This window comes from Rhodococcus sp. D-46, from assembly GCF_011290655.1.
Lineage (GTDB): Bacteria > Actinomycetota > Actinomycetes > Mycobacteriales > Mycobacteriaceae > Rhodococcus_F > Rhodococcus_F qingshengii.
In genome coordinates, this window is record NZ_JAANTF010000006.1 from 62332 (window position 1) to 82735 (window position 20404).

14 protein-coding genes are annotated in these 20404 nt (G+C 63.0%); 12 read left to right on the forward strand and 2 right to left on the reverse strand.

Annotation, left to right across the window (positions count from 1 at the left end; genetic code table 11):
* The first annotated feature begins 21 nt into the window (after positions 1–21).
* The 11 genes from G9U53_RS16040 to G9U53_RS16090 all read left to right on the forward strand — a co-directional run bounded on the left by G9U53_RS16040 (position 22) and on the right by G9U53_RS16090 (position 16207).
* Positions 22–1623, forward strand: a complete 1602-nt coding sequence (locus G9U53_RS16040) for a helix-turn-helix domain-containing protein (protein ID WP_007731373.1) — start codon at positions 22–24, stop codon at positions 1621–1623.
* 144 nt (positions 1624–1767) lie between these two features.
* Positions 1768–3366, forward strand: a complete 1599-nt coding sequence (locus G9U53_RS16045) for an ABC transporter substrate-binding protein (RefSeq protein ID WP_007731371.1) — start codon at positions 1768–1770, stop codon at positions 3364–3366.
* Between the two features lie 227 nt (positions 3367–3593).
* The gene (locus tag G9U53_RS16050; protein WP_003940335.1) at positions 3594–5195 is read left to right on the forward strand and encodes an ABC transporter substrate-binding protein; all 1602 of its coding nucleotides are present in this window, start codon (positions 3594–3596) and stop codon (positions 5193–5195) included.
* Between the two features lie 62 nt (positions 5196–5257).
* Entirely contained in the window at positions 5258–6271 is a 1014-nt protein-coding gene (locus tag G9U53_RS16055; protein ID WP_003940249.1) for an ABC transporter permease, read from the forward strand.
* Position 6272: 1 nt separating this feature from the next.
* Positions 6273–8153 (forward strand): dipeptide/oligopeptide/nickel ABC transporter permease/ATP-binding protein, encoded by a 1881-nt coding sequence (locus tag G9U53_RS16060; protein ID WP_225320135.1) that lies wholly within the window; start codon positions 6273–6275, stop codon positions 8151–8153.
* Positions 8150–8941, forward strand: a complete 792-nt coding sequence (locus G9U53_RS16065) for an ATP-binding cassette domain-containing protein (RefSeq protein ID WP_003940215.1) — start codon at positions 8150–8152, stop codon at positions 8939–8941. Before G9U53_RS16060 ends, G9U53_RS16065 begins: the two co-directional genes overlap by 4 nt.
* Entirely contained in the window at positions 8938–12321 is a 3384-nt protein-coding gene (locus G9U53_RS16070; protein WP_165638905.1) for a serine hydrolase, read from the forward strand. The genes G9U53_RS16065 and G9U53_RS16070 overlap by 4 nt, the downstream gene beginning before the upstream one ends.
* A complete protein-coding gene (locus tag G9U53_RS16075; protein ID WP_042925004.1) occupies positions 12318–13481 on the forward strand; it encodes a M20/M25/M40 family metallo-hydrolase in 1164 nt (387 codons plus the stop codon). Before G9U53_RS16070 ends, G9U53_RS16075 begins: the two co-directional genes overlap by 4 nt.
* Positions 13459–14280 (forward strand): GNAT family N-acetyltransferase, encoded by an 822-nt coding sequence (locus tag G9U53_RS16080; protein ID WP_007731362.1) that lies wholly within the window; start codon positions 13459–13461, stop codon positions 14278–14280. Before G9U53_RS16075 ends, G9U53_RS16080 begins: the two co-directional genes overlap by 23 nt.
* On the forward strand, positions 14270–15403 hold the full coding sequence (gene menC / locus G9U53_RS16085) for an o-succinylbenzoate synthase (RefSeq protein ID WP_003940422.1): 1134 nt from the start codon (positions 14270–14272) through the stop codon (positions 15401–15403). Before G9U53_RS16080 ends, menC begins: the two co-directional genes overlap by 11 nt.
* A gap of 123 nt (positions 15404–15526) precedes the next feature.
* Positions 15527–16207 (forward strand): 3'-5' exonuclease, encoded by a 681-nt coding sequence (locus tag G9U53_RS16090; protein ID WP_003940028.1) that lies wholly within the window; start codon positions 15527–15529, stop codon positions 16205–16207.
* Between the two features lie 28 nt (positions 16208–16235).
* Here G9U53_RS16090 and G9U53_RS16095 read toward each other — a convergent pair whose 3' ends face one another.
* Together G9U53_RS16095 and G9U53_RS16100 are read right to left on the reverse strand one after the other, a co-directional pair.
* Positions 16236–17663, reverse strand: a complete 1428-nt coding sequence (locus G9U53_RS16095; protein ID WP_058226227.1) for an amidase — start codon at positions 17661–17663, stop codon at positions 16236–16238.
* Between the two features lie 115 nt (positions 17664–17778).
* Positions 17779–18645, reverse strand: a complete 867-nt coding sequence (locus G9U53_RS16100; protein WP_058037699.1) for a response regulator transcription factor — start codon at positions 18643–18645, stop codon at positions 17779–17781.
* Between the two features lie 131 nt (positions 18646–18776).
* Here G9U53_RS16100 and G9U53_RS16105 point away from each other — a divergent pair, with 131 nt between their 5' ends.
* Positions 18777–20381: an acyl--CoA ligase family protein gene (locus G9U53_RS16105; protein WP_030535166.1), complete on the forward strand. Its 1605-nt coding sequence runs from the start codon at positions 18777–18779 to the stop codon at positions 20379–20381.
* Positions 20382–20404 lie beyond the last annotated feature (23 nt).

Here is a 20404-nt window from a genome sequence, read left to right on the forward strand (position 1 = left end):
CGCTCCCCCTAAGGTGTGGTGGTGACCACACCTACGGGAGTATCGATCGTCGACATCGTCGACAGACTGGGAATGACGTTCCTCAGCGGTGGCGACACCGTCGACGGCGCCCGCACTGTCAGCCGCGTGACCCTGCACGAAGGGTCCGAAGCTACCCAGGACAGTGCGGGCGCCGTCGTACTCGGCGCAGGTCTCGCAGGTTCGGCCGATATCGCAACGGCGGTAAGAGAATACGGCTCGGCAGGTGCGGTAGCGCTGATCGTCAAAGAGCCCCTGGACTTCGACGGCCTCGTCGAGAAAGCGGTGGCCGACACCGACGTCGCACTCCTCGGAATGGTCAAGGATGCAAGCTGGCTGCAAAGCGCGTCGTTGATCAACGAGATCCTCGAATCCGGCAACAACGGGGACCGCACGTCGGCCGCCGACGCCGACCTGTTCGATCTTGCCAACTCTATCGCTCAGGTATTGAACGGCCCGGTCACCATCGAGAATCAGTCGAGCCGGATCCTCGCGTTCTCGGCAGATCAAGCCTTCGGCGACGAGGCACGTAAGCAGAGTGTCCTCGGACATCAAGTGCCGCAGCACTATTCCGATCGGCTCAGGTCAATGGGGTATTTCAACAAGATCTACGGCTCTACCCTGCCGGTATTTCTACCGGGTATCGGGCCGGGCATCAGGCCCCGCGTCGGCATGCGAATACATGCGGCATCGCAGATCCTCGGTTCGATCTGGGTGATCTTGGACGAGGAGCCGAACGAATTGCAGGTCAAAACGCTCGTCGAGGCAGCGGGCGTGGCCGCGATGAGTTTACTTCGCGCCAAGCTGGCCGCCGATTCCGCACGACGACTGAGGTTGGGTGAGGTGATCACGTTACTGAGTGGCGGCACTTCAGCGAAGGAAGCGGCCGAGCGACTGGGCTACGGCCGTTCGAAGGCAAACGTGCTTGCGGCCGGCTTCCGTAGCGGCGCCGGTGCATCGTTGGAGGCCGAAGCCGACGTCGATCAACTGGCCCTGACACTCAATACCTATCTCGACCAAGTATTTCCGCTGTCGGTGGCGGCAGCGATCGGCGGCACCGTCTACGCCGTCATCCCACACACCCGGCACCAGACCGACGACGACTACGTGCGTCGGATCGCGTCGGAGTTTGCAGACCGTTCCCGTTCGGAAAAGTCGGTGGTCATCGGAATTGGTGCGACAGTGGCCGACGTGATGACGCTGGAGAAGTCACGCGACGAAGCCGACCGAGCACTTCGCGTTCTGAGGTCGACGTGGAATTCTTCGGGCCGGACCGTCGCGCGCGCCGACGACGTGCAGATCAATTCCCTACTTCTGCGCCTCTCCGACGCCCTGGCGGACGAGAACGAGACCGCATCGGGTCCGCTCGCGGTGCTGCGTGAGTACGACCGCAGTCACGACATCAACCTTGTCGACACTCTCCGTGCCTGGCTCGACACGTTCGGCGACATTCCGGCTGCTGCGTCCTTGGTTCACATCCACGTCAACACGTTCCGGTACCGCCTCAAGAAGCTTGCCGGGATTGCCGGCATCGATCTCGATGATCCGGAAACTCGATTCAGCCTGATGCTCCAGCTTCGTCTCTTCCATCCGACAATGTTGTAGCGATCTACCAAGTCTCACGAAACATTCGTAAATCCGGACGATGTTCTCGTTCTTTTGTTGGGTGAAGATTCAAGCAATCGTCTTTTGCTCCCGACCCGACAGACCTCGCGTCACTCGGGCGGGACCACACCTTCCGGAGGCACCATGAAACAACGGTCCTACGCACTACTGGCTGCGGCAACTGGCACCGTTCTTGCCCTGACCGCGTGCTCAACGGGTGGCTCATCGGGTTCGGGTGGGGGTGAACCCGTCACGGACGGCACCTTCAAATTGGCTCTCGTGGCCGACCCTGGCGCTCTGAATCCGCTGATGACCGCCGCTTCGCCGGCGCACCAACTGGCGCGTCTGAGCTACGACTATCTGCTCCATCCGGATCCCGATACCGGCGTAACCAAGCCGTGGCTCGCCGAGAAATGGGAAGAGACAACCACTTCCGCGTCCTTCACCATTCGCGACGGCGTCACCTGTAACGACGGATCCGCTCTGACTGCCCAGACCGTCGCCGACAACGTCAATTTCATCACCAACGCAGCAAACAAATCCGCTCTCCGCGGGGTGTACGCACCGGCAACTGCAACTGCCACCGCCGACCCGGCGACCCGGACCGTAACGGTCACAACTCCGGAACCCTCTCCGTTCCTGCTTCTCAACCTGGCGCGAATACCGATCATGTGCGAGGCCGGGTTGAAGGATCCGACGGCGGCAAACAAGACGACCTTCGGGTCGGGCATGTTCCAGATGACCGAGGCAGTCGCCAACGATCATTACTCCTACGTTCGGCGCGACGGATACAACTGGGGACCGGACGGCACTACCTCCGACACTGCCGGTGTACCCAAGAATGTCGTCGCATCCATCATCACGAACAACAGCACAGCGGCCAACCAGGTGTTGTCCGGTGATCTGAATGCCGCTGCCGTCTCCGGCCCCGATCAGGACCGCATGAACGCCGCGAACTTGGATACCGTCAAGCAGCCTGCTCCAGCGGGCGAGATGTTCTTCAACCACAGTCCCGGCAATCCGACGAGCGATCCTGCCGTACGCAAGGCGCTGGTCCAGGCTCTCAATCTCGACGACCTCGCCGAGATCTTCACCGCCGGCCGCGGAACCCGATCGACCACGATGGTGTCCATCGAACCGCGGGCCTGCATCTACGACTCTGTCGCCGGAAACCTACCGGACTTCGATACCAGTGCGGCCGCAGCAACTCTCGAGTCTGCGGGCTGGAAGGTCGGCGCGGACGGTAAACGCAGCAAGGACGGCACACCGCTCCGAATTCGGATGGTCTACGAGACGTTCGGCGACGCGACCGATGCTGCCGCCGACGTCGCAGTCAACGCGTGGAACGACCTGGGCGCCACCGTTGAACTCACCAGTGGAGACTCGAACAAGATTCTCGATGTCGCACTCAGCGGCAAGGACAACACGGCGTGGGATGTCGCGTGGGAGCCGATCAACGTCGCGCTGCCCAGCATGCTGGTCCCCTTCCTCTCCGGTCCGGTGCCCGCTGCGGGAATGAACTTTGCGTCGATCTCCAACCCGGCCTACGACGCAGCCGTCACCAAGGCTTCCGGGCTGACGGGCGAGGACGCTTGTGCCGCTTGGGCAGACGCTGAGTCCGAGATCATCAAAGCAAACTCGGCGGTACCTTTTGCCGACAAGATCACGACTCTCTACTTCAACAATGCGGGTCTTGCATTCGGCCGCAATTTCATCGGTTCGGCCCTGCGCCTGTACCAGTAGACCGCCGGTAGCGACCGGGGAAATCGTCGTGTTTCGCCGGTCGCTGTCGGTATACGGACAGGTATTCACTGATCCTGACGGTTTTCGTGGGAGCGGACGAAAATCGACCCGATTTTCGTGAGGATCGACAGAGATGCGCGTCACGTCATGCGCCAAGATTTAGCAGTCAACACTCAACCGCGCCCTCACGTTTTTCGCTCGGGCCCCTGCTCCATCACGGAGGCACCATGAAACACCGCTTCTATCCAACACTTGCGGCAGCCGCAGGGCTCACGCTTGTGTTGTCTGCTTGTGGCTCGGGAGGCACGTCCTCGGGCGCCAGTGGCGGTGAACCGGCCACCGACGGGACCTTCCGTTTCGCCCTGCAGGCCGATCCGGGTGCACTCAACCCGATCATGTCGGCCGCCTCGGCGACCGCCGAGTTGTCTCGTTTGGCGTACGACTACCTGATCTACCAGGATCCCGATACCAGTGAAGTCGGACCGTGGTTGGCGGAGAAGTGGGAGGAGACCCCGACCTCGGCGTCCTTCACCATCCGTGACGGGGTGACCTGTACCGACGGATCGACGCTGACACCGCAGACCGTCGCGGACAACATCAACTTCGTGGCCAACCCGGACAACGGTTCACAGTTGCGCGGGTCCTCCGTACCGACCGGCGCCACTGCGACTGCCGATCCGGCAACGCGCAGTGTCACGGTGACCACTCCGGCGCCGAGCCCGTTCCTTCTTCTCAACGTCGGTCGCCTGCCGATCCTGTGCGAGGCCGGATTGAAAGATCCGACAGCGTCGAACAAGAAGTCGCTCGGCACCGGCATGTTCGAAGTCACCGAAGTTGCCGCCAACGACCACTACACGTTCCAGCGTCGCGAGGGCTACAACTGGGGCCCCGACGGCACGACCTCCGACACCCCGGGCGTCCCCAAGACGGTCGTCGCCGCCATGTCGCCGAACGTGAGCACCGCCGCAAATCAGCTGCTCTCGGGTGAACTCAACGCAGCTCCGATCGCCGGTCCGGACAAGGACCGCGTCGCGGCAGCCAATCTGGACTCCGTCGGTCGGCCTCTGCCGGCAGGCCAGATGTACTTCAACCAGATCGCGAGTAATCCCACCAGCGATCCCGCAGTGCGCAAGGCCCTGATCCAAGCGGTCGATCTCGACGACCTCACTCAGGTCATCACCGCCGGACACGGGGTCCGGGCAACCAGCCTCGTCGCCGTCGAACCGCGCGCCTGCGTTTACGACTCTGTCGCAGGCAACATTCCGGACTTCGACCTCACTGCCGCCAAGGCAACACTGGACGGCGCTGGTTGGACCGCCGGCGCTGACGGCAAGCGAAGCAAGGATGGCAAGCCGCTCAATCTCCGCCTCGTGTACGACGGCACCGACGATCCGCGCAACGCGGCGGCCGAACTTGCTCAGTCGGCGTGGTCCGAACTCGGCGCAAACGTCGAGGTGACCGGGGGCGACTCGAACAAGATCATCGACGTCATTCTGAGCGGCAAGGACAACTCTGCCTGGGACATCGCCTGGGTCCAGGTCAACTCCTCGCTGCCCAGCACCTTCACTGCGTACTTTGCCGGGCCGGTTCCCGCAGCAGGCAAGAACTTCGGATCGGTCAGCAACCCCGCCTACGAAGCAGCAGCCACCAAGGCTTCCGGTCTGACCGGTAGCGACGCTTGTGACGCCTGGGCCGACGCCGAGTCGGAGCTCACCAAGACGATCGCGGCCGTGCCCTTCGCAGACTCCGTCATGAACGTGTACTTCAACAAGGCCGGACTCTCATTCGGCAAGTCGCTCAACGGTTCTGCGCTGCGTCTCTACCAGTAGGCCGTCCGCCCACTCTGAAATATCTTCCCGCCCCAGCATCCCGCCCTCCGGAAAGACAGCCCATGAGTCAAACTATTGAAGCCGCGAAACCAGAAGCGGCGCCTCAGGCTCGAGCAAAGTGGCTCGAGTCCGACAGCTGGCCCGCATATCTTCTGCGTCGTTTCGGCACCTTCGTGATTTCACTCTGGGCGCTGGTGACTGCGGCGTTCCTGATGCTCCAACTGATTCCGGGAGACCCGGTTCGGTTGGCACTGGGAATGAACGCACCGGTCGAACTGGTCGAGACAACGAGGTCTCAGCTCGGTTACGACCTTCCCTTGTGGCAGCAGTACTTCCGATTCGTCGGCGGGTTGCTGAGCGGGAATCCCGGTGACTCGATCACCTTGAGGACTCCGGTCTTCGAGGTGATCGCGTCCCGCCTACCGGCAACACTCGAACTGGCTGTACTCACAGTCGTCACGGTGCTGCTAGTGGGCATTCCGATCGGCCTCATCTTCGCTGCACTGACCCGCAACGGTCGACGACGCGGAGTCGAGATCGGTTACACCGCAACGTCGGGCACCATCGCCGTGATCCCCGAGTTCATGTTCGGTACGGCGCTGGTCTACCTCTTTGCCGTCACGTTCCCTGTTCTGCCCGTCGCCGGCCGAGGTGGACCGGAAAGCTACATCCTCCCGGTCGCGGCCATGTCGATCGGTGCCATCGCCTCGATGTCGCGCATCGTCCGTGCAGAGGCGCTCGGCGTGTTGGACATGGACTACATCCGTACGGCGCGCGCCAAGCGAATGCCCGTGGCACGAATCTACTTCCGTCATGCAATGCCCAACCTCATGACGTCGACGCTGACGCTCGCCGGACTCCTCCTGGGTGGTCTGATTGCCGGCACCGTGCTCATCGAGAGCATCTTCGCCTGGCCCGGCATGGGCATGGCGCTGGTCAAGTCCATCACCGAGAAGGACTACCCGCTCGCCCAGACACTGGTCGTGATCTACGGCGCCATCGTCCTTCTCATCAATTTCATCGTCGACGTGGTGCTCGCTCTCATCGACCCACGATCCACAATTCGGGAGAACTGAGTTGAGCACCTCACCTACGGCCCCCACTGCGGCCCCCAAGACGCCCCCGCGACGACACTGGATCGTCGGAACGTTCCGCACCCCATTGGGAATCCTGGCCCTCACCTTCCTGACCGCTCTGATCGCCCTCGTCATCTTCGGACCGATGATCTGGGGTGACGCCGCTGTCGCAGCCAACCCGAAGGCACTCTCTCAGGGACCGAGTTCCGAGCACATCTTCGGCACCGACGCCGGCGGGCGTGACGTCTTCGCCCGCACGATGACCGCCGCGAGACTGTCGGTGCTCATGGCTCTCGGAGCCGTCGCACTCGGTGTCACAATTGGCCTGATACTCGGTACGCTCCCGACGCTCGCTCCCCGCTGGGTCGGACGAATGGTCGTGGCATTCCTCAACTTCGCCATCGCATTCCCCGGACTGCTCCTCGCGATCTTCCTGTTGGTCGTTCTCGGACAGGGTGCTGGCAGCGCGGTGATCGCCATCGGTCTCGCCCTGGCCTCGCCGTTCGCGAGGTTGACGTACGCACTGGCTTCGTCGGTCAACGGACGCGACTTCATCGACGCAGCACGCATCCTCGGGGTTACCAAGCCGGGGCTGCTGTTCCGCCACATTCTCCCCAATATCCGTGAACCACTCATCGTCAATGCCAGCATCGCTGTCGGCAGCGGCCTCGTGGTCTTCGCCGGACTCTCGTTCCTCGGCTTGGGCATTCAGCCGCCTGCATTCGACTGGGGCCGGATGCTCAACGAAGGTCTGTCGAAGATCTTCGTCAACCCGGCCACCGCACTCGCCCCCGGCATCGCCGTCGTGCTCGCCGGCTTGACCTTCACGCTGCTCGGCGAGGCCATTGCTCGCGGCGCGGGAGTTCGCAGCCCGATCAGCAGTCGCCTGCCGAAGTGGAAGCCGATCAACCGGAAAACTGCCCAGGCCGATTCGGCGCCCACCGACGAAGACGCGGTACTGACCGTCCGCAACATGTCCGTCGCAGTCCCCGCGGGTGACGACTGGCGTCGCCCCGTCGACAACATCAGTTTTACAGTTCACCGCGGCGAAACCGTGGGCATCGTCGGTGAATCCGGATCCGGAAAGTCACTGAGTTGCATGGCAATCGCGCAGCTGACCGACCACCCCACCGTGGTCGACGCCGGGCTCATCGAGTTCGACGGCACCGTGCTGATGAAGGACGGCAAGCGGCCGGACGACGCGGCTTCGCGCAAGGTTGCCCGCCAACTCGGCACACGTATGGCGATGGTGTTCCAGGATCCGATGTCGTCCATGAATCCGTCTCTCAAGGTCGGATATCAGGTCGCCGAGATCGGTTGGCTCCACGAAGGTATGAGCAAGGCCGACGCGAAGAAGGCGGCAGTCGAGCGACTGAACGCCGTCAAGATCCCCGACGCGCCCAGGCGTGCGAAGCAGTACCCCCACGAGTTCTCCGGCGGTATGCGTCAGCGCGCGATGATCGCCATGGGTCTGATGGGTAAGCCCGCTCTGATCATCGCGGACGAACCCACCACTGCGCTCGATGTGACCGTTCAGCGTGAGGTCCTCGGGCTGCTCCATGAGGTTCGCGAAGAAACCGGCGCCGCAATCCTTCTCATCTCGCACGACATGGCCGTCATCACCGGCATGTGCACCCGTGTCCTCGTCATGTTTGCCGGCGAAATCGTCGAAGACATCGCAGTCGACGATCTGATTGCCGGCCGTGCAAAGCATCCGTACACCCGCGCGCTGATCGCCGCGGTCCCCACCATGAGCACCGATCGCGACAAGCCGCTTGCCACCGTCGACGAAGCCTGGCAGGTGGAGAGCCTCGACGCCGAGGAGAGCACCGCCGACATCGAGTTGGAAGAACTGTTGGCTGTTGCAGAGGAGATCCGATGAGCAGACTCGAATTCCGTGACGTCAACGTCCACCTCGGTAGCGGTTCGAAAAAATTCCACGCCGTCAAGAACATCAATCTCGACATCCCCTCCGGATCGGTGGTCGGTCTCGTCGGTGAATCGGGTTCCGGAAAGTCGACACTGGCGCGAGCAACTGTCGGCCTGGCCGAGCCCAGTTCCGGCCAGATCCTTCTCGACGGTGTGGACGTCGCTCACGCCCGCGGCGCGACGGCTCGTCTGCGCCACCGGATCCAGATGGTCTTCCAAGATCCGTACTCGTGCCTCGACCCGCGAATGACCATCGGCCAGTCACTCGCCGAGGCGCTGAGGTCCACCGAGCGTCGTGACAAAGCTCGGCGCAGCCGCGGCGACCGCGCTGCCGAGGTCGCTCGACTCCTCACCACCGTCCAACTGCCGGTGGAGAAGGCGCACGAATACCCATCGTCGTTGTCGGGTGGTCAGCGCCAACGAGTTGCCCTCGCGCGGGCTTTGGCAGCCGCACCGGCAGTTCTGCTTGCCGACGAAATCACCTCTGCTCTGGACGTGTCCGTGCAGGGCGCGGTTCTGAATCTGTTGGTGGATCTGCAGAAGCAGCTTGGTCTGACGGTTCTGTTCGTCAGTCACAACCTGGCGGTGATCCGCTACGTCTGTGACCACGTCGCAGTCATGCTCGGCGGCGAGATCGTCGAGCACGGGCCGGTTCTCGACGTGATCGATTCGCCGAAGGAGCCGTACACGGCAAAGCTGTTGTCCGCGATCCCGACATTCGGGGAGCCGATGTTCCAATGACAACGCCGACCACTCTCGACTCCCCCGCTGCCGTAGCCCGTGCCGAAGAACGTCGTTCGGCGAGAATCCAGGATTACGCGTCCGTGGTTACACCGACCAGCATCGCCGTATCGGCGTCGGGACGCATTGCATACGTACGTACCGAAGCGAATCCGGCTGCGGATACCAACGAGCACTCGATCTGGTTGGCTTCCCCGCAACTACAGCTCACCGCGGGACCTGCCGACACCTCGCCGGCTTGGCATCCCGTTTCGACGCTGTTGGTCTTCGTTCGGCCGGATTCCTCGGGCACACCACAACTGTGGAAGGTCGACGCCACCGGGGGCCCGGCAACACAGCTGACCACCACGGCGCAGCTCCCGCTCGGCGCGGGGGCACCGGTGTTCTCTCCCGACGGCGCTCGGATCGCCTTCAGCGCCCCCGTCGACCGCACTGCCGCCGGATCGTCATGCCTCTTGGTGGCGAAGCGCCTCAACTACAAGGTCGACGGATCCGGTGTCCGGGGCAGCGTTCGGGCGCACTTGTTCGAGTTCGATCTGGCCGCCGGCTCACTACGGCAGCTGACGGACGGCGATTGGGACGCTTCGCATCCCGCGTACAGTCCCGACGGCACCGAACTGGCTTTCACCGCGGCGATGGACGGCGACGCCGATCTGACGCGGGCGAGTTCCGCCTGGACCGTATCGCTGACTGATCTCGCCTCCGCTCCGCGGATGTTGGGGCACGCACGCGGCATCGCAGGACCACTTGCATGGACACCTGCCGGCGACGCGGTCGTAGCCGTCGGTTGGCACACGCCGATCATTCACAACAACGAACTTCTTGTCCTGCACCGCGACCAGCGAGCGGAAGACCGCAGCCTGACGTCCGGACTCGACCGAAACGTCATGCCGGGCGGGACCGGTTATCCCGGTGGCGCACCGAGTTTCACCGCCGACGGCGACATCGTCTTCTGCATCCGCAACCACGGCTCCACCGAACTGCACAAGGTCGATTTCGGATCAGGCTCCGTCTCACCACTTCTCACCGGCGAGCAGACAGTGGTCTCAGGCCTTGCCCTGACGTCCGGGCGAGCCGTCGTCGCGCTGGCAACGGCGACATCCTTCGGCGAGGTCGCCGTCATCGACCTCGAGACTCGTGCAGTCGAAACGGTCACCGAATTGAACACGGAACTGACAACTTCCGTCGCGTTTCCAGTCGCCTCCGAGCGTTGGTTCGACATCAGCGACGGCACCCGTGTTCAGGGTTGGATCCTGCGCGACCCGAACGTCACGGGCGCCGGTCCGCTGGTTCTGGACGTCCACGGCGGACCACACAATGCCTGGACCGGAACGCCCACCGTGATGCACGCATACCACGCGGAACTGGTCGCGCTGGGATTCACGGTCTTGATGATCAATCCGCGCGGAAGTGACGGCTACGGAAACGACTTCTTCGACGGTGTGCGGGACGGCTGGGGTGAGGCGGATCGTGCCGACCTGCTCGAACCGGTCGAAACCCTTGTCGCCGAGGGGATGGCAGATCCGGAGCAACTGGTGCTCACGGGCTACAGCTACGGCGGATTCATGACGTGCGCCCTGACGTCCGTCACCGATCGGTTTGCCGTCGCAGTCGCCGGTGGTCTCGTTTGCGACATCGCGAACACGGCCGGCCCCTCAGACGAGGGCATCTTGCTGCAGACGGTCGAATTCGACCCGCAGTCATCTCGGGTACAGGAACTTTCGCCGCTGGGGCGAGTCTCCCAGGTGACGACACCGACGCTGATCCTTCACGGCGGCAGCGACGTCCGTTGCCCGGTCAACCAGGCCGAACAGTGGTTCGGTGGACTGCGTTTGGCCGGCACCCCGACCGAGTTGGTGGTTTTCCCGGACGCGTCACATGCCTTCGTGTTGACGGGTCGGCCGTCCCACCGACTGGAGTACAGCACTCGTCTCGTCGACTGGATCGAACGGCACCTCTCCCCCAAGCCCGCACTGACCACGGTCGATCCCGACTACTGGCAGTACCGACTCGACACCCTGAGTGCGAAGTACGGGGTGCCCGGCGCCTCACTGGGAATTCTGACCACAACCCGCAGCGGATTCTCCCGCACCGTGGTCACGTCCGGTGTCGTCAGTACCCGCACCGGCGTCGCGGCTACGCCCGACACGCTGTTCCAGATGGGTTCGATCAGCAAGGTCTGGACGGCCACCCTGATCATGCAGCTCGTCGAAGAAGGATTGCTGGATCTCGACTCACCTGTCCGGAACATCTTGCCGGACTTCGCAGTTGCCGACGCGGTAGCCACCGAAACGGTCACGACTCGCCACCTGTTGACTCACACCAGTGGCATCGACGGTGACGTTTTCATCGACGGCGGGCGCGGCGACGACTGCGTCGAGCGATACGTCGCATCACTGAAATCAACGGTGCAGCTCTTCGCCCCCGGCACCGATTGGTCGTACTGCAACACCGGCTTCGTGATCGCCGGACGAATCATCGAGGTTCTCCGAGGTAAGAGTTGGGACGCGGTTCTGCGCGAGCGGATCATCGAACCGCTCGGCCTGACCAAAACCACGACCCTGCCTGAGGAGACGGCACTGCACCGCGCTGCAGTCGGACACGTCGGCGCTGCCGCAGTCGGGCACGTCGGCGGCGCCGACAATCTCGAGCAGACACCACAGTTCCTCATCCCCCGCTCGATGGGCCCCGCCGGCCTCATCAACAGCACGGCCGAAGATCTACTCCTGTTCGCTCAGGACTCGATGCGCGAGGACCCGGTTCTCCTTCGGCGTTCCACTCATCTGGCGATGCTCGAGGAGCGCCGCCAGATCGGTGACGTGTCGTCAGCGGACATCATGGGAACCACGTGGCTGCTGCACAATTGGGGCGGGGTACTGGCTCATGGCCACAATGGCGGAACTCTCGGCCAGCAGTCGTTCTTGCGAGTGGTGCCGTCGTGCGGTCTAGCCGTGGTCCTGATGGCCAACGGTGGAGCAATGGACGCTCTCTCCGGCGATCTTCTGGCTGAAGTAATCGGTTCCATAGGCGGCGTCAGTGTGACACCGGCATTCTCGCCTGGTGACCCCCACACCCGCGTCACGTCCTCACCTGAAGAACTCGATGCGCTGTGCGGCCTGTACCGCGATGCCGCAGCCGATTTCGTCTTGGAAAGGACCGGCGGTTCCCTGACCGCCCGCCGCACCGATCACATCGACCCTTCGGTCACCGCCGAAAGCGCAGAGTCCGTCTCTCTCAGCCTGATCGAAGTTCACCCTGGAGTATTCGCGACCCAACTACCTCAATCAGCAGGTTGGATCCGGATCACTTTCTCCGACAACGGGAGTACACAATTGCTACACGTCGGAAGCCGCGCGTATCCGCGAGTGAACAACCGATGACCATTCTCCGCGATCTGGCCGAGCGCCAACTTCCTCAGATCCTCGAGGACGCCATCGCGCTCATCGAAGTCGAGTCGCCGTCACACGATCTCGAAGCTGTTGCCCGCAGCGCGAAGTGGACGTCAGATCTTGTCCACGAACGACTCGGCGTGACACCGGAGTCGATAGTGACGGAAGGCCGAACCCATCTGGTGACCCGTTTCGGCAGCTCACCGACGCGGTTGATGCTGCTCGGTCATCATGACACCGTGTGGCCGATCGGCACCCTGACACGCCTGCCCGCAGCCGTCACCGACGGAGCGCTCCGAGGTCCGGGCGGACTCGACATGAAACTTGGTGTCGTTCAGGCAATCCACGCTCTCGCTATCGTCCGGGAGCTGCACGGCGACGATGCACTCGACGGAATCACACTCCTCGTGACCGGTGACGAAGAAATCGGTTCACCCACGTCGCGGTCCCTCATCGAGGAACTTGCGGCAGGCGCGGTACTGGTTCTCGAGGCCGGCGGTGACGGTGGCGAACTGAAGACTGTCCGCAAGGGAGTGTCGCTGTATCGGATCCATGTTGCCGGTCGCGCCGCCCACGCCGGGCTGGAGCCGGAAAAGGGCATCAACGCTGCAGTAGAACTGGCTCGTCTCGTGATCGCGATCAACGACTTGTCCTCGCCTGCGCAGGCAACCACCGTCACCCCGACTGTCATTTCAGCCGGAACCACAACCAACACCGTTCCGGCAGAAGCCTTCGTCGACGTGGACGTGCGCGCGACCAGCGCTGCCGAGCAGGAGCGCGTCGATGCGAATATCCGAGCCCTGCAGGCAATCCACCCCGCAGCCGTAGTCACGGTCTCGGGTGGCGTCAACCGTCCCCCTCTCGAAGCGACGATGTCCGCACCGTTGCTGGCGTTGGCGGAACGCGTTGCGCTCGAGCATGATCTGACTCCTCCCGTCGGCCTCGCCGTCGGCGGAGCCTCGGACGGAAACTTCACTGCCGGCATCGGCATCCCCACCCTCGACGGCCTCGGTGGCGTCGGCGGCGGTGCACACGCCGAGACCGAGCATGCGCTCGTGTCCGCAATCGCTCCGAGAACGGCGTTGGTTGCGGGCCTTATTCGTTCGATCACGTCTGAAGGGGGCCCTCGTGTCGAAAAGCAAAGCGGTTGAGTTTCGAGAACTGGTCGATACCCGCGAAATAGCCGATCTATCCGCCGTTTTCGACGAGATCTGGGCTACCAGTCCCGGACCGGCTCATTTCGGCACTGCGATGTTGGTTGCGCTTCACCACGGTGGTCACTACGTGGTGGGAGCCTTTTCCGAAGGCGAAATGATCGGTGGTTGCGTCGGATTCTTCGTCGAGCCTCTCGGCGAGGTTCTGCACTCACACATCGCCGGAGTACTACCGGGACACGCAGGCAAGGGAATCGGCCGCGCCCTCAAGCATCATCAGCGAGACTGGTGCATCGAGCGCGGCGTCAGGACGATCCGGTGGACCTTCGATCCACTGGTCGCACGAAATGCCTATTTCAACATTCAGCGTCTCGGAGCCGAACCGGCCGAATACAACCCGGATTTCTACGGGTCGATGGCAGACGGAATCAACGCAGGCGACGCCAGCGATCGTATGCTCGTCAGCTGGGACCTCGACGTCGATGGATCTCCGAGTTCTACTGTGGCCGTGAATGATACATTCAAGGTGCTTCAACCCACCGAAGACGGTACGCCTCGAATGCTCCCGATCCCACCCGACTGCGTCGATATCGCAGTCGGAATACCCAGAGACATCGAGCATCTGAGAACAGTCGACCGCGCCTCTGCCTTTGCCTGGCGACACGCGCTTCGCGAGTACCTCGAACCACTGATCGCCTCGAAGGAATGGCAATCGACCGGCTTCGACCCCAGCGGCTATTACATGTTCACGAAAATCTGCGAGACAACCGGAGAAGAGCAAGTCCATGCACATTGAGTCCGTCGAATTGCGCGAACTGCGCATCCCTCTCGTCTCCCCCTTCACCACGTCATTCAGCACCCAGCTCGAGCGCAACACCCTCGTCCTGAAAGTGAGCGGCACCACCGACGGCCCCAACGGTCCGGTGGAGACCGTCGGCTGGGGCGAGTGCGGCTCGCTCAGCGATCCGTACTACAACTCCGAATACACCGCTGGTGCGCGGGCGATGCTTCGCGAGTATCTTGTTCCGACGCTACGTAAGTCGCAGTCGGATCAACCGCTCACCGCCGAGACGGTCGGCAGCGTACTTCACCACATCGTGGGTCACCAGATGTCGAAGTCGGCTATCGAAATGGCAATTCTCGATGCTGAATTGCGCGCTCGCGGACAGTCTTTCGCTCGGTACCTCGGTGCCACTCGCACGCGAGTTCCCTCGGGAGTGTCCGTCGGCATCCAGGACAGCATCCCTCAACTGCTCGAGACCGTCGGCAACTATCTGTCGCAGGGTTACGTGCGAATCAAGCTGAAGATCAAGCCGGGCTGGGACATCGCTCCCGTGGCTGCGGTGCGCAAGGAGTTCGGCTACGACGTTCCTCTGCAGGTCGACGCGAATGCCGCGTACACCCTCGTCGACGCGCAGTTGCTGCGCCGCCTGGACGAATTCGCATTGCTCCTCATCGAACAGCCGCTGGCCGAGGACGATTTGGTGCAGCACGCCAAGCTCGCCCAGTCCCTCTCGACTCCGATCTGCCTCGACGAGTCGGTCGAGTCGGCCAAGGATGCGGCGGATGCCATCACGCTCGGTGCCGCTTCGGTCATCAACATCAAGCCGAGCCGTGTCGGTGGATATCTGGAAGCCAAGCGCATCCACGATCTCGCCTCGGCACACGGTATTGCGGTGTGGTGCGGCGGGATGCTCGAGACCGGAATCGGCCGCGCCGCCAACGCAGCCCTCGCGGCGCTGGACGGATTCACGCTGCCCGGCGACATCTCGGCGTCCGATCGCTTCTACAAGGAAGACATCACCGAACCTTTTGTCATCGAGGACGGCCACATCGCCGTGCCGCAGGGACCGGGCTTCGGTGTGACTCCGCGCGAAGACGTCATGGATCGCTTCACGGTCGGAACCGAGATTCTGTAGGTCCGTCACACAGTTACGCAGCAGCCACCTCCACCTTCACCCCGGAGGTGGCTGTTCGTCGTTTGTGTCGGTAGGGGGGTGCATAGTGATTCGGACATGACGTTCTGCACCGAAAGGCCCCCGATGAGTAGCTGGTCCGATCGCCCGATCTGCGCGTTCGACCTCGAGACCACGGGGCGGGATCCGTCGACCGCTCGTATCGTCAGTGCCTGCGTCGCGGTGATCGACGGTTCGAGTGTCGAAACACGCACGTGGCTACTCGATCCCGGCGTCGACATCCCCGCCGGCGCCTCGGCTGTTCACGGCATCAGCACCGAGTTCGCGGCGCAACACGGCCAGGATTATTCCGAGGGCTACGAAGAGATTCGCGAGGCTCTGCACAATTCCTGGGCGCGCGATCACGCCGTCGTGGCGTTCAATGCCTCCTATGATCTGACGGTCATGCATGCCGAGGGTCTGCGCATCGGCAAGCCTGCATTCGTTCCGGGGTTGGTGATCGATCCGTACGTGATCGATCGGGCGATGGATACGTTCCGCAAGGGCAAGCGAACGCTTGCGGCCGTGTGCGAGCACTACGGAATTTCATTGGAGTCGGCGCACGAAGCCGAGGCCGATGCCAAAGCTGCGGCAGCGTTGGCCCGCGAGTTGGCCGTGCGGTTCCCCGACATCCTGGGGCTCGATCTCATGGTCGATCAAGCCGATTGGCACGCCGAGCGGCAACGCGATTTCGCCGAGTACCTTCTCAGCCAAGGGAGGGACGTGGCAGATGTGAACGGCCAGTGGCCGATTCGCATCATCGCCTGACGTCCTCCCCGGCTCGGACGACCGCGCGCTACGCCGGGACCGGCGGCCACACCGGCGCAATGGACCACGGACGGGCTGTTTCGAGCTGCGACGCAACCTGAATCAGCAGATCTTCACGGCCGAACGCGCCGACCAACTGCACGCCGATCGGAACGCCGGCCGAGTCATGACCCATCGGCAAGGAAATCGCCGGCTGACCTGAACTGTTGAACGGACTGGTCAAGCCGCTGTACCCGGCCGAATGCTCCCAGATCGACATAGGATTCGCCGTATCGAGCAGACCGAGCGGAGCTGCCGGCCGAGCCATCGTCGGAGTCAGCAACAGGTCGTGATCGACAAAGAACGCACCGATCACCTGGGCGGCCCGCTCGAGTTCCTGCAGCGCCTTGACGACGTTCGTCGCACTTTCGGACTTCGCGCGGTCGTAGATCATCCGCGCCATCGGCTCGAGGTCGTCGTCGCGGATCGCGCGGTTCAGGGCGTCGAGTCGTTCGTCGACCTCGATCGTCATCGGAATGCCCATCAACACCGAAAGCCCGGCAGTGAGCGCATCGAGCGGAAAGTTCGGGGCACTCTCGGTGACATCGTGACCGAGTTCTTCGAGCAGGCCGGCAACACCGGTCGCGACGGCCGAGCACTCCGGGTCCACCGGTGTGCCGTCAGGAAGAGCGTTACTCAGACCGATCCGCAACCGTCCGGGATCGGCACCCACTTCCTCGATGTACGGCCGCTTCGGCGCCAGGATCACGTAAGGATCGCCCACTGTCGGCCCGGCGGACAGATCGAGAAGCAACGCAGTGTCGCGGACACTTCGGGTGAGCGCGTGATGAACACTCATCGGCGACGAGAAGAGCGTGCGCGCCGGTGCCGTCGGAGTACGTCCTCGGCTCGGCTTGAGGCCTACCAGGCCGCAGGCCGATGCGGGAATACGGATCGATCCACCACCGTCGCTGGCATGCCCGCCTGGCACGATCCCGACGGCAACAGCTACAGCCGTGCCACCCGAAGATCCGCCGGGCGAACGATCAAGGGCGTAAGGGTTACGGGTGGGTCCGAACAGCGCAGGTTCGGTACTCGCGTTCTTGCCGAACTCCGGGGTGTTCGTCTTGCCGATGACAACCAGACCAGCCTGGCGGTAGCGCTCGACGAGCGTCGAATCTTTTTCTGCCACAGCGTCGGCGAACAATCGAGATCCATTGGTGCTCGGCAATCCTGCGACGTCCATGCCGAGGTCTTTGATCACGAACGGGACGCCGTGCAGTGGGCCATCCGGCAGGCCGCCTGATACCTCGTTGCGCGCTTCCTCTCGGCGCTCACTGATCACCGCGTTGACTGCCGGGTTGCGCTCGTCGAGCCTGTCCAGACTGAACTCGAGGACTTCCTTGGCGGAGACGTCGCCGCTCTTGATCGCTTCGGCCAGGCCGGTCATGTCGTTGTTGTCGAACAAATCCTGCATCGATGCCCTCATCACTCGTGTCGAACTCTGCCGATAGTGAGGTCCGTCATATCAACCGGAGTGGCGACGCAGTTCCGAAATTCCGCTTGGCGGGACCGATCAGAGAATCAAGCCCTCACAGAATCAAACCTTGCCGCCGCGCTTCCACGACCGCTTCGTGACGACTGCGGACGTCGAGTTTTCCCATCAGATTCCTCATGTACGTCTTGATCGTTTCGACGCTCAGGGACAACCTCTCGGCGATCTCGGCATTGCGCAGTCCGAGAGCGACGTACCCCATCACCTCCCGCTCGCGTGGCGACAGGACAACGGTGTTCGCGACTGGAGTGTTCGCGGAAGGTTTCGGCGACGCCAACGACCGCAACTTTGCCTCGACCGCGAGGACCTGCGCGCTGAGAGCCATGTCCTCGAGGTTCGCCGCGATCTCGCCGAGCGCCAGGACGCTCTCGGTCAACCCTTCGGATATCTGGGCATCGCGGTTCGAACCATGTTCCACCGCAGCGGTATCGAGCATCGCCACCCGACGATCCACTTCGTCGCGAATCTCGAATTCTCGGGCCAACGCGTACGACGATCGCATCATCGTCTCGGCGATCACGTCGCCGATCGGCAGGTTGGCACGCAGTCCTCCGTAGATCGCTCCGCGAGTAACCCCGCGTACGACGATCGGGACTGCCATCAAGGATTCGATCGCTTCGGTGCCCACTTCGTAGTCGTAGTCGTGAGTGATGTGCGACGAGTTCGCGTAGTCCTGGACCGCGCCCGGTCGTTGTTCTGCGATCGCCCGACCGCCGAGTCCGCATTCGGCGTCGATCCGCAGGTTTCGCAGGATGTTGCTGCGCGTGCCGACGTGACCGGTGATGGTCAGCGACCGGTCGCTGACGCAGCCGCCGAACAGAACCGGCAACTCGGTTTTGGGGTGCAGCCGACGCAGTTCGGCGCGCAACGCGTCGTCGTCGCTCGGTCTCAGTACCCTGTTCACTCTCACCTCCACGTACCCAATTCAGAGGGTAGCGGCACCTTTGGCTGGGCAATAGCGTGCATCCAGGCCATTTGTAGTGCCGATCACACTTATCGTGACACCAACCGTGCCACGTCGCCTTCGGAGGAACCGTGTCTGTCCCGACAGCTGTTGCAGCCAACAACACCCCGCTCAGTCCGCTGCGTTTTCTCGAGCGCAGCGCCGCGGTGTTCCCCGAGCGCACCGCCGTCGTTCACGGCGACCGGACCTACTCGTACCGAGAGTTCGGTGACGAGGTCGCGGCTCTGGCCCGCGTCCTGCGTGAACGCATTCAGCCCGGTGACCGCGTTGCATACCTGGCGCCGAACGTACCCGAGATGCTGTTCGCGCATTTTGCCGTTCCCCTCGCCGGCGGGGTCCTGATCGCCCTGAACTCACGCCTCGCCGGTCCCGAACTCGAATACATTCTCGATCACTCGGGAACCACGATCCTGTTCGTGGACTCCGAATTCGTCGGTTCGGTCACCTCGTCCAAGGCAAACGTGGGGAGCCTGCGTGAGATCGTCGAGATCCCGGACTCCACCGTCCCCTATCCGGACGTTCCCACCGGAATCGTCACCGGGCAGTACGCCGATCTGATTGCCGAAGGCGAAGCTCTCTCCGATCAGCCACTGCACTGGGGCGTCGACGACGAGCAGCAGTGTATCGCCATCAACTACACCTCGGGTACCACCGGAAAACCCAAGGGCGTCATGTACTCCCACCGCGGGGCGTACCTGAACTCGCTCGGCGAGACATTCCACAACGGCTTCGACGGAGCGACGAAGTATCTGTGGACACTGCCGATGTTCCACTGCAACGGGTGGTGCACGCCGTGGGCCGTCACTCAGGCCGCGGGCACACACATCTGCCTGCGCGCGGTCCGCGCCGATGCGATCTGGGACGCCATCGACAATCTGGGCGTGACACATCTGTGCGGCGCTCCTACCGTCTGCTCCACCATCGCCGACGCAGACCAGGCCCACAAGGTCGACGCCTTGCGCATCACCACCGCCGGCGCTCCCCCGTCACCGACGATCATCGGAAAACTCGAAGACATCGGTGTCACCGTCGTTCACGTCTACGGCCTCACCGAGGTATACGGCCCCTACACGATCTGCGAATACCAGGAAGCCTGGGACGACAAGCCGCAGTCCGAGCGCGCCGCACTTCTCTCTCGTCAGGGAGTCGGCATGGTGCAGGCCGAAAATGCTCGCGTTGTCGATGCCGAGATGAACGACGTCCCCGCCGACGGCCAGACCATGGGTGAGATCGTGCTCCGCGGCAACAACGTGATGCTCGGGTACTACCGCGACGAGGCCGCGACAGCCGAAGCATTTGCCGGTGGTTGGTTCCATTCCGGCGACCTCGGCGTCATGCATCCCGACGGATACATCCAGCTCAAGGACCGCGCGAAGGACATCATCATCTCCGGCGGCGAGAACATCTCCACCGTCGAGGTGGAGCAGGCGATCATGAGTCACCCCGCGGTGATCGACGTGGCAGTCGTCGGCGTTCCGGACGAGAAGTGGGGCGAGCGCCCGAAGGCATTCGTGGTGCTGGGCAAGGGATTACAGGCATCCGCCGAAGACATCGTCGAGCACACCCGCACTTTGCTGGCCGGGTACAAGGTTCCCCGCGACATCGTCTTCCCGCTCGACCTTCCTCGCACCCCCACCGGCAAGGTTCTCAAGTTCCAGCTACGCGCCGACAACTGACGCCGACGAAACCTGGATACTTG

What these genes read in the sequence shown, in the direction of transcription:
- G9U53_RS16095 (WP_058226227.1), bottom strand. Translation starts at nt 17,663, where the DNA reads ATGCAGGATTTGTTCGACAACAACGACATGACCGGCCTGGCCGAAGCG.
- G9U53_RS16045 (WP_007731371.1), top strand. Translation starts at nt 1,768, where the DNA reads ATGAAACAACGGTCCTACGCACTACTGGCTGCGGCAACTGGCACCGTT.
- G9U53_RS16090 (WP_003940028.1), top strand. Translation starts at nt 15,527, where the DNA reads ATGAGTAGCTGGTCCGATCGCCCGATCTGCGCGTTCGACCTCGAGACC.
- G9U53_RS16070 (WP_165638905.1), top strand. Translation starts at nt 8,938, where the DNA reads ATGACAACGCCGACCACTCTCGACTCCCCCGCTGCCGTAGCCCGTGCC.
- G9U53_RS16065 (WP_003940215.1), top strand. Translation starts at nt 8,150, where the DNA reads ATGAGCAGACTCGAATTCCGTGACGTCAACGTCCACCTCGGTAGCGGT.
- menC (WP_003940422.1), top strand. Translation starts at nt 14,270, where the DNA reads ATGCACATTGAGTCCGTCGAATTGCGCGAACTGCGCATCCCTCTCGTC.
- G9U53_RS16050 (WP_003940335.1), top strand. Translation starts at nt 3,594, where the DNA reads ATGAAACACCGCTTCTATCCAACACTTGCGGCAGCCGCAGGGCTCACG.
- G9U53_RS16075 (WP_042925004.1), top strand. Translation starts at nt 12,318, where the DNA reads ATGACCATTCTCCGCGATCTGGCCGAGCGCCAACTTCCTCAGATCCTC.
- G9U53_RS16055 (WP_003940249.1), top strand. Translation starts at nt 5,258, where the DNA reads ATGAGTCAAACTATTGAAGCCGCGAAACCAGAAGCGGCGCCTCAGGCT.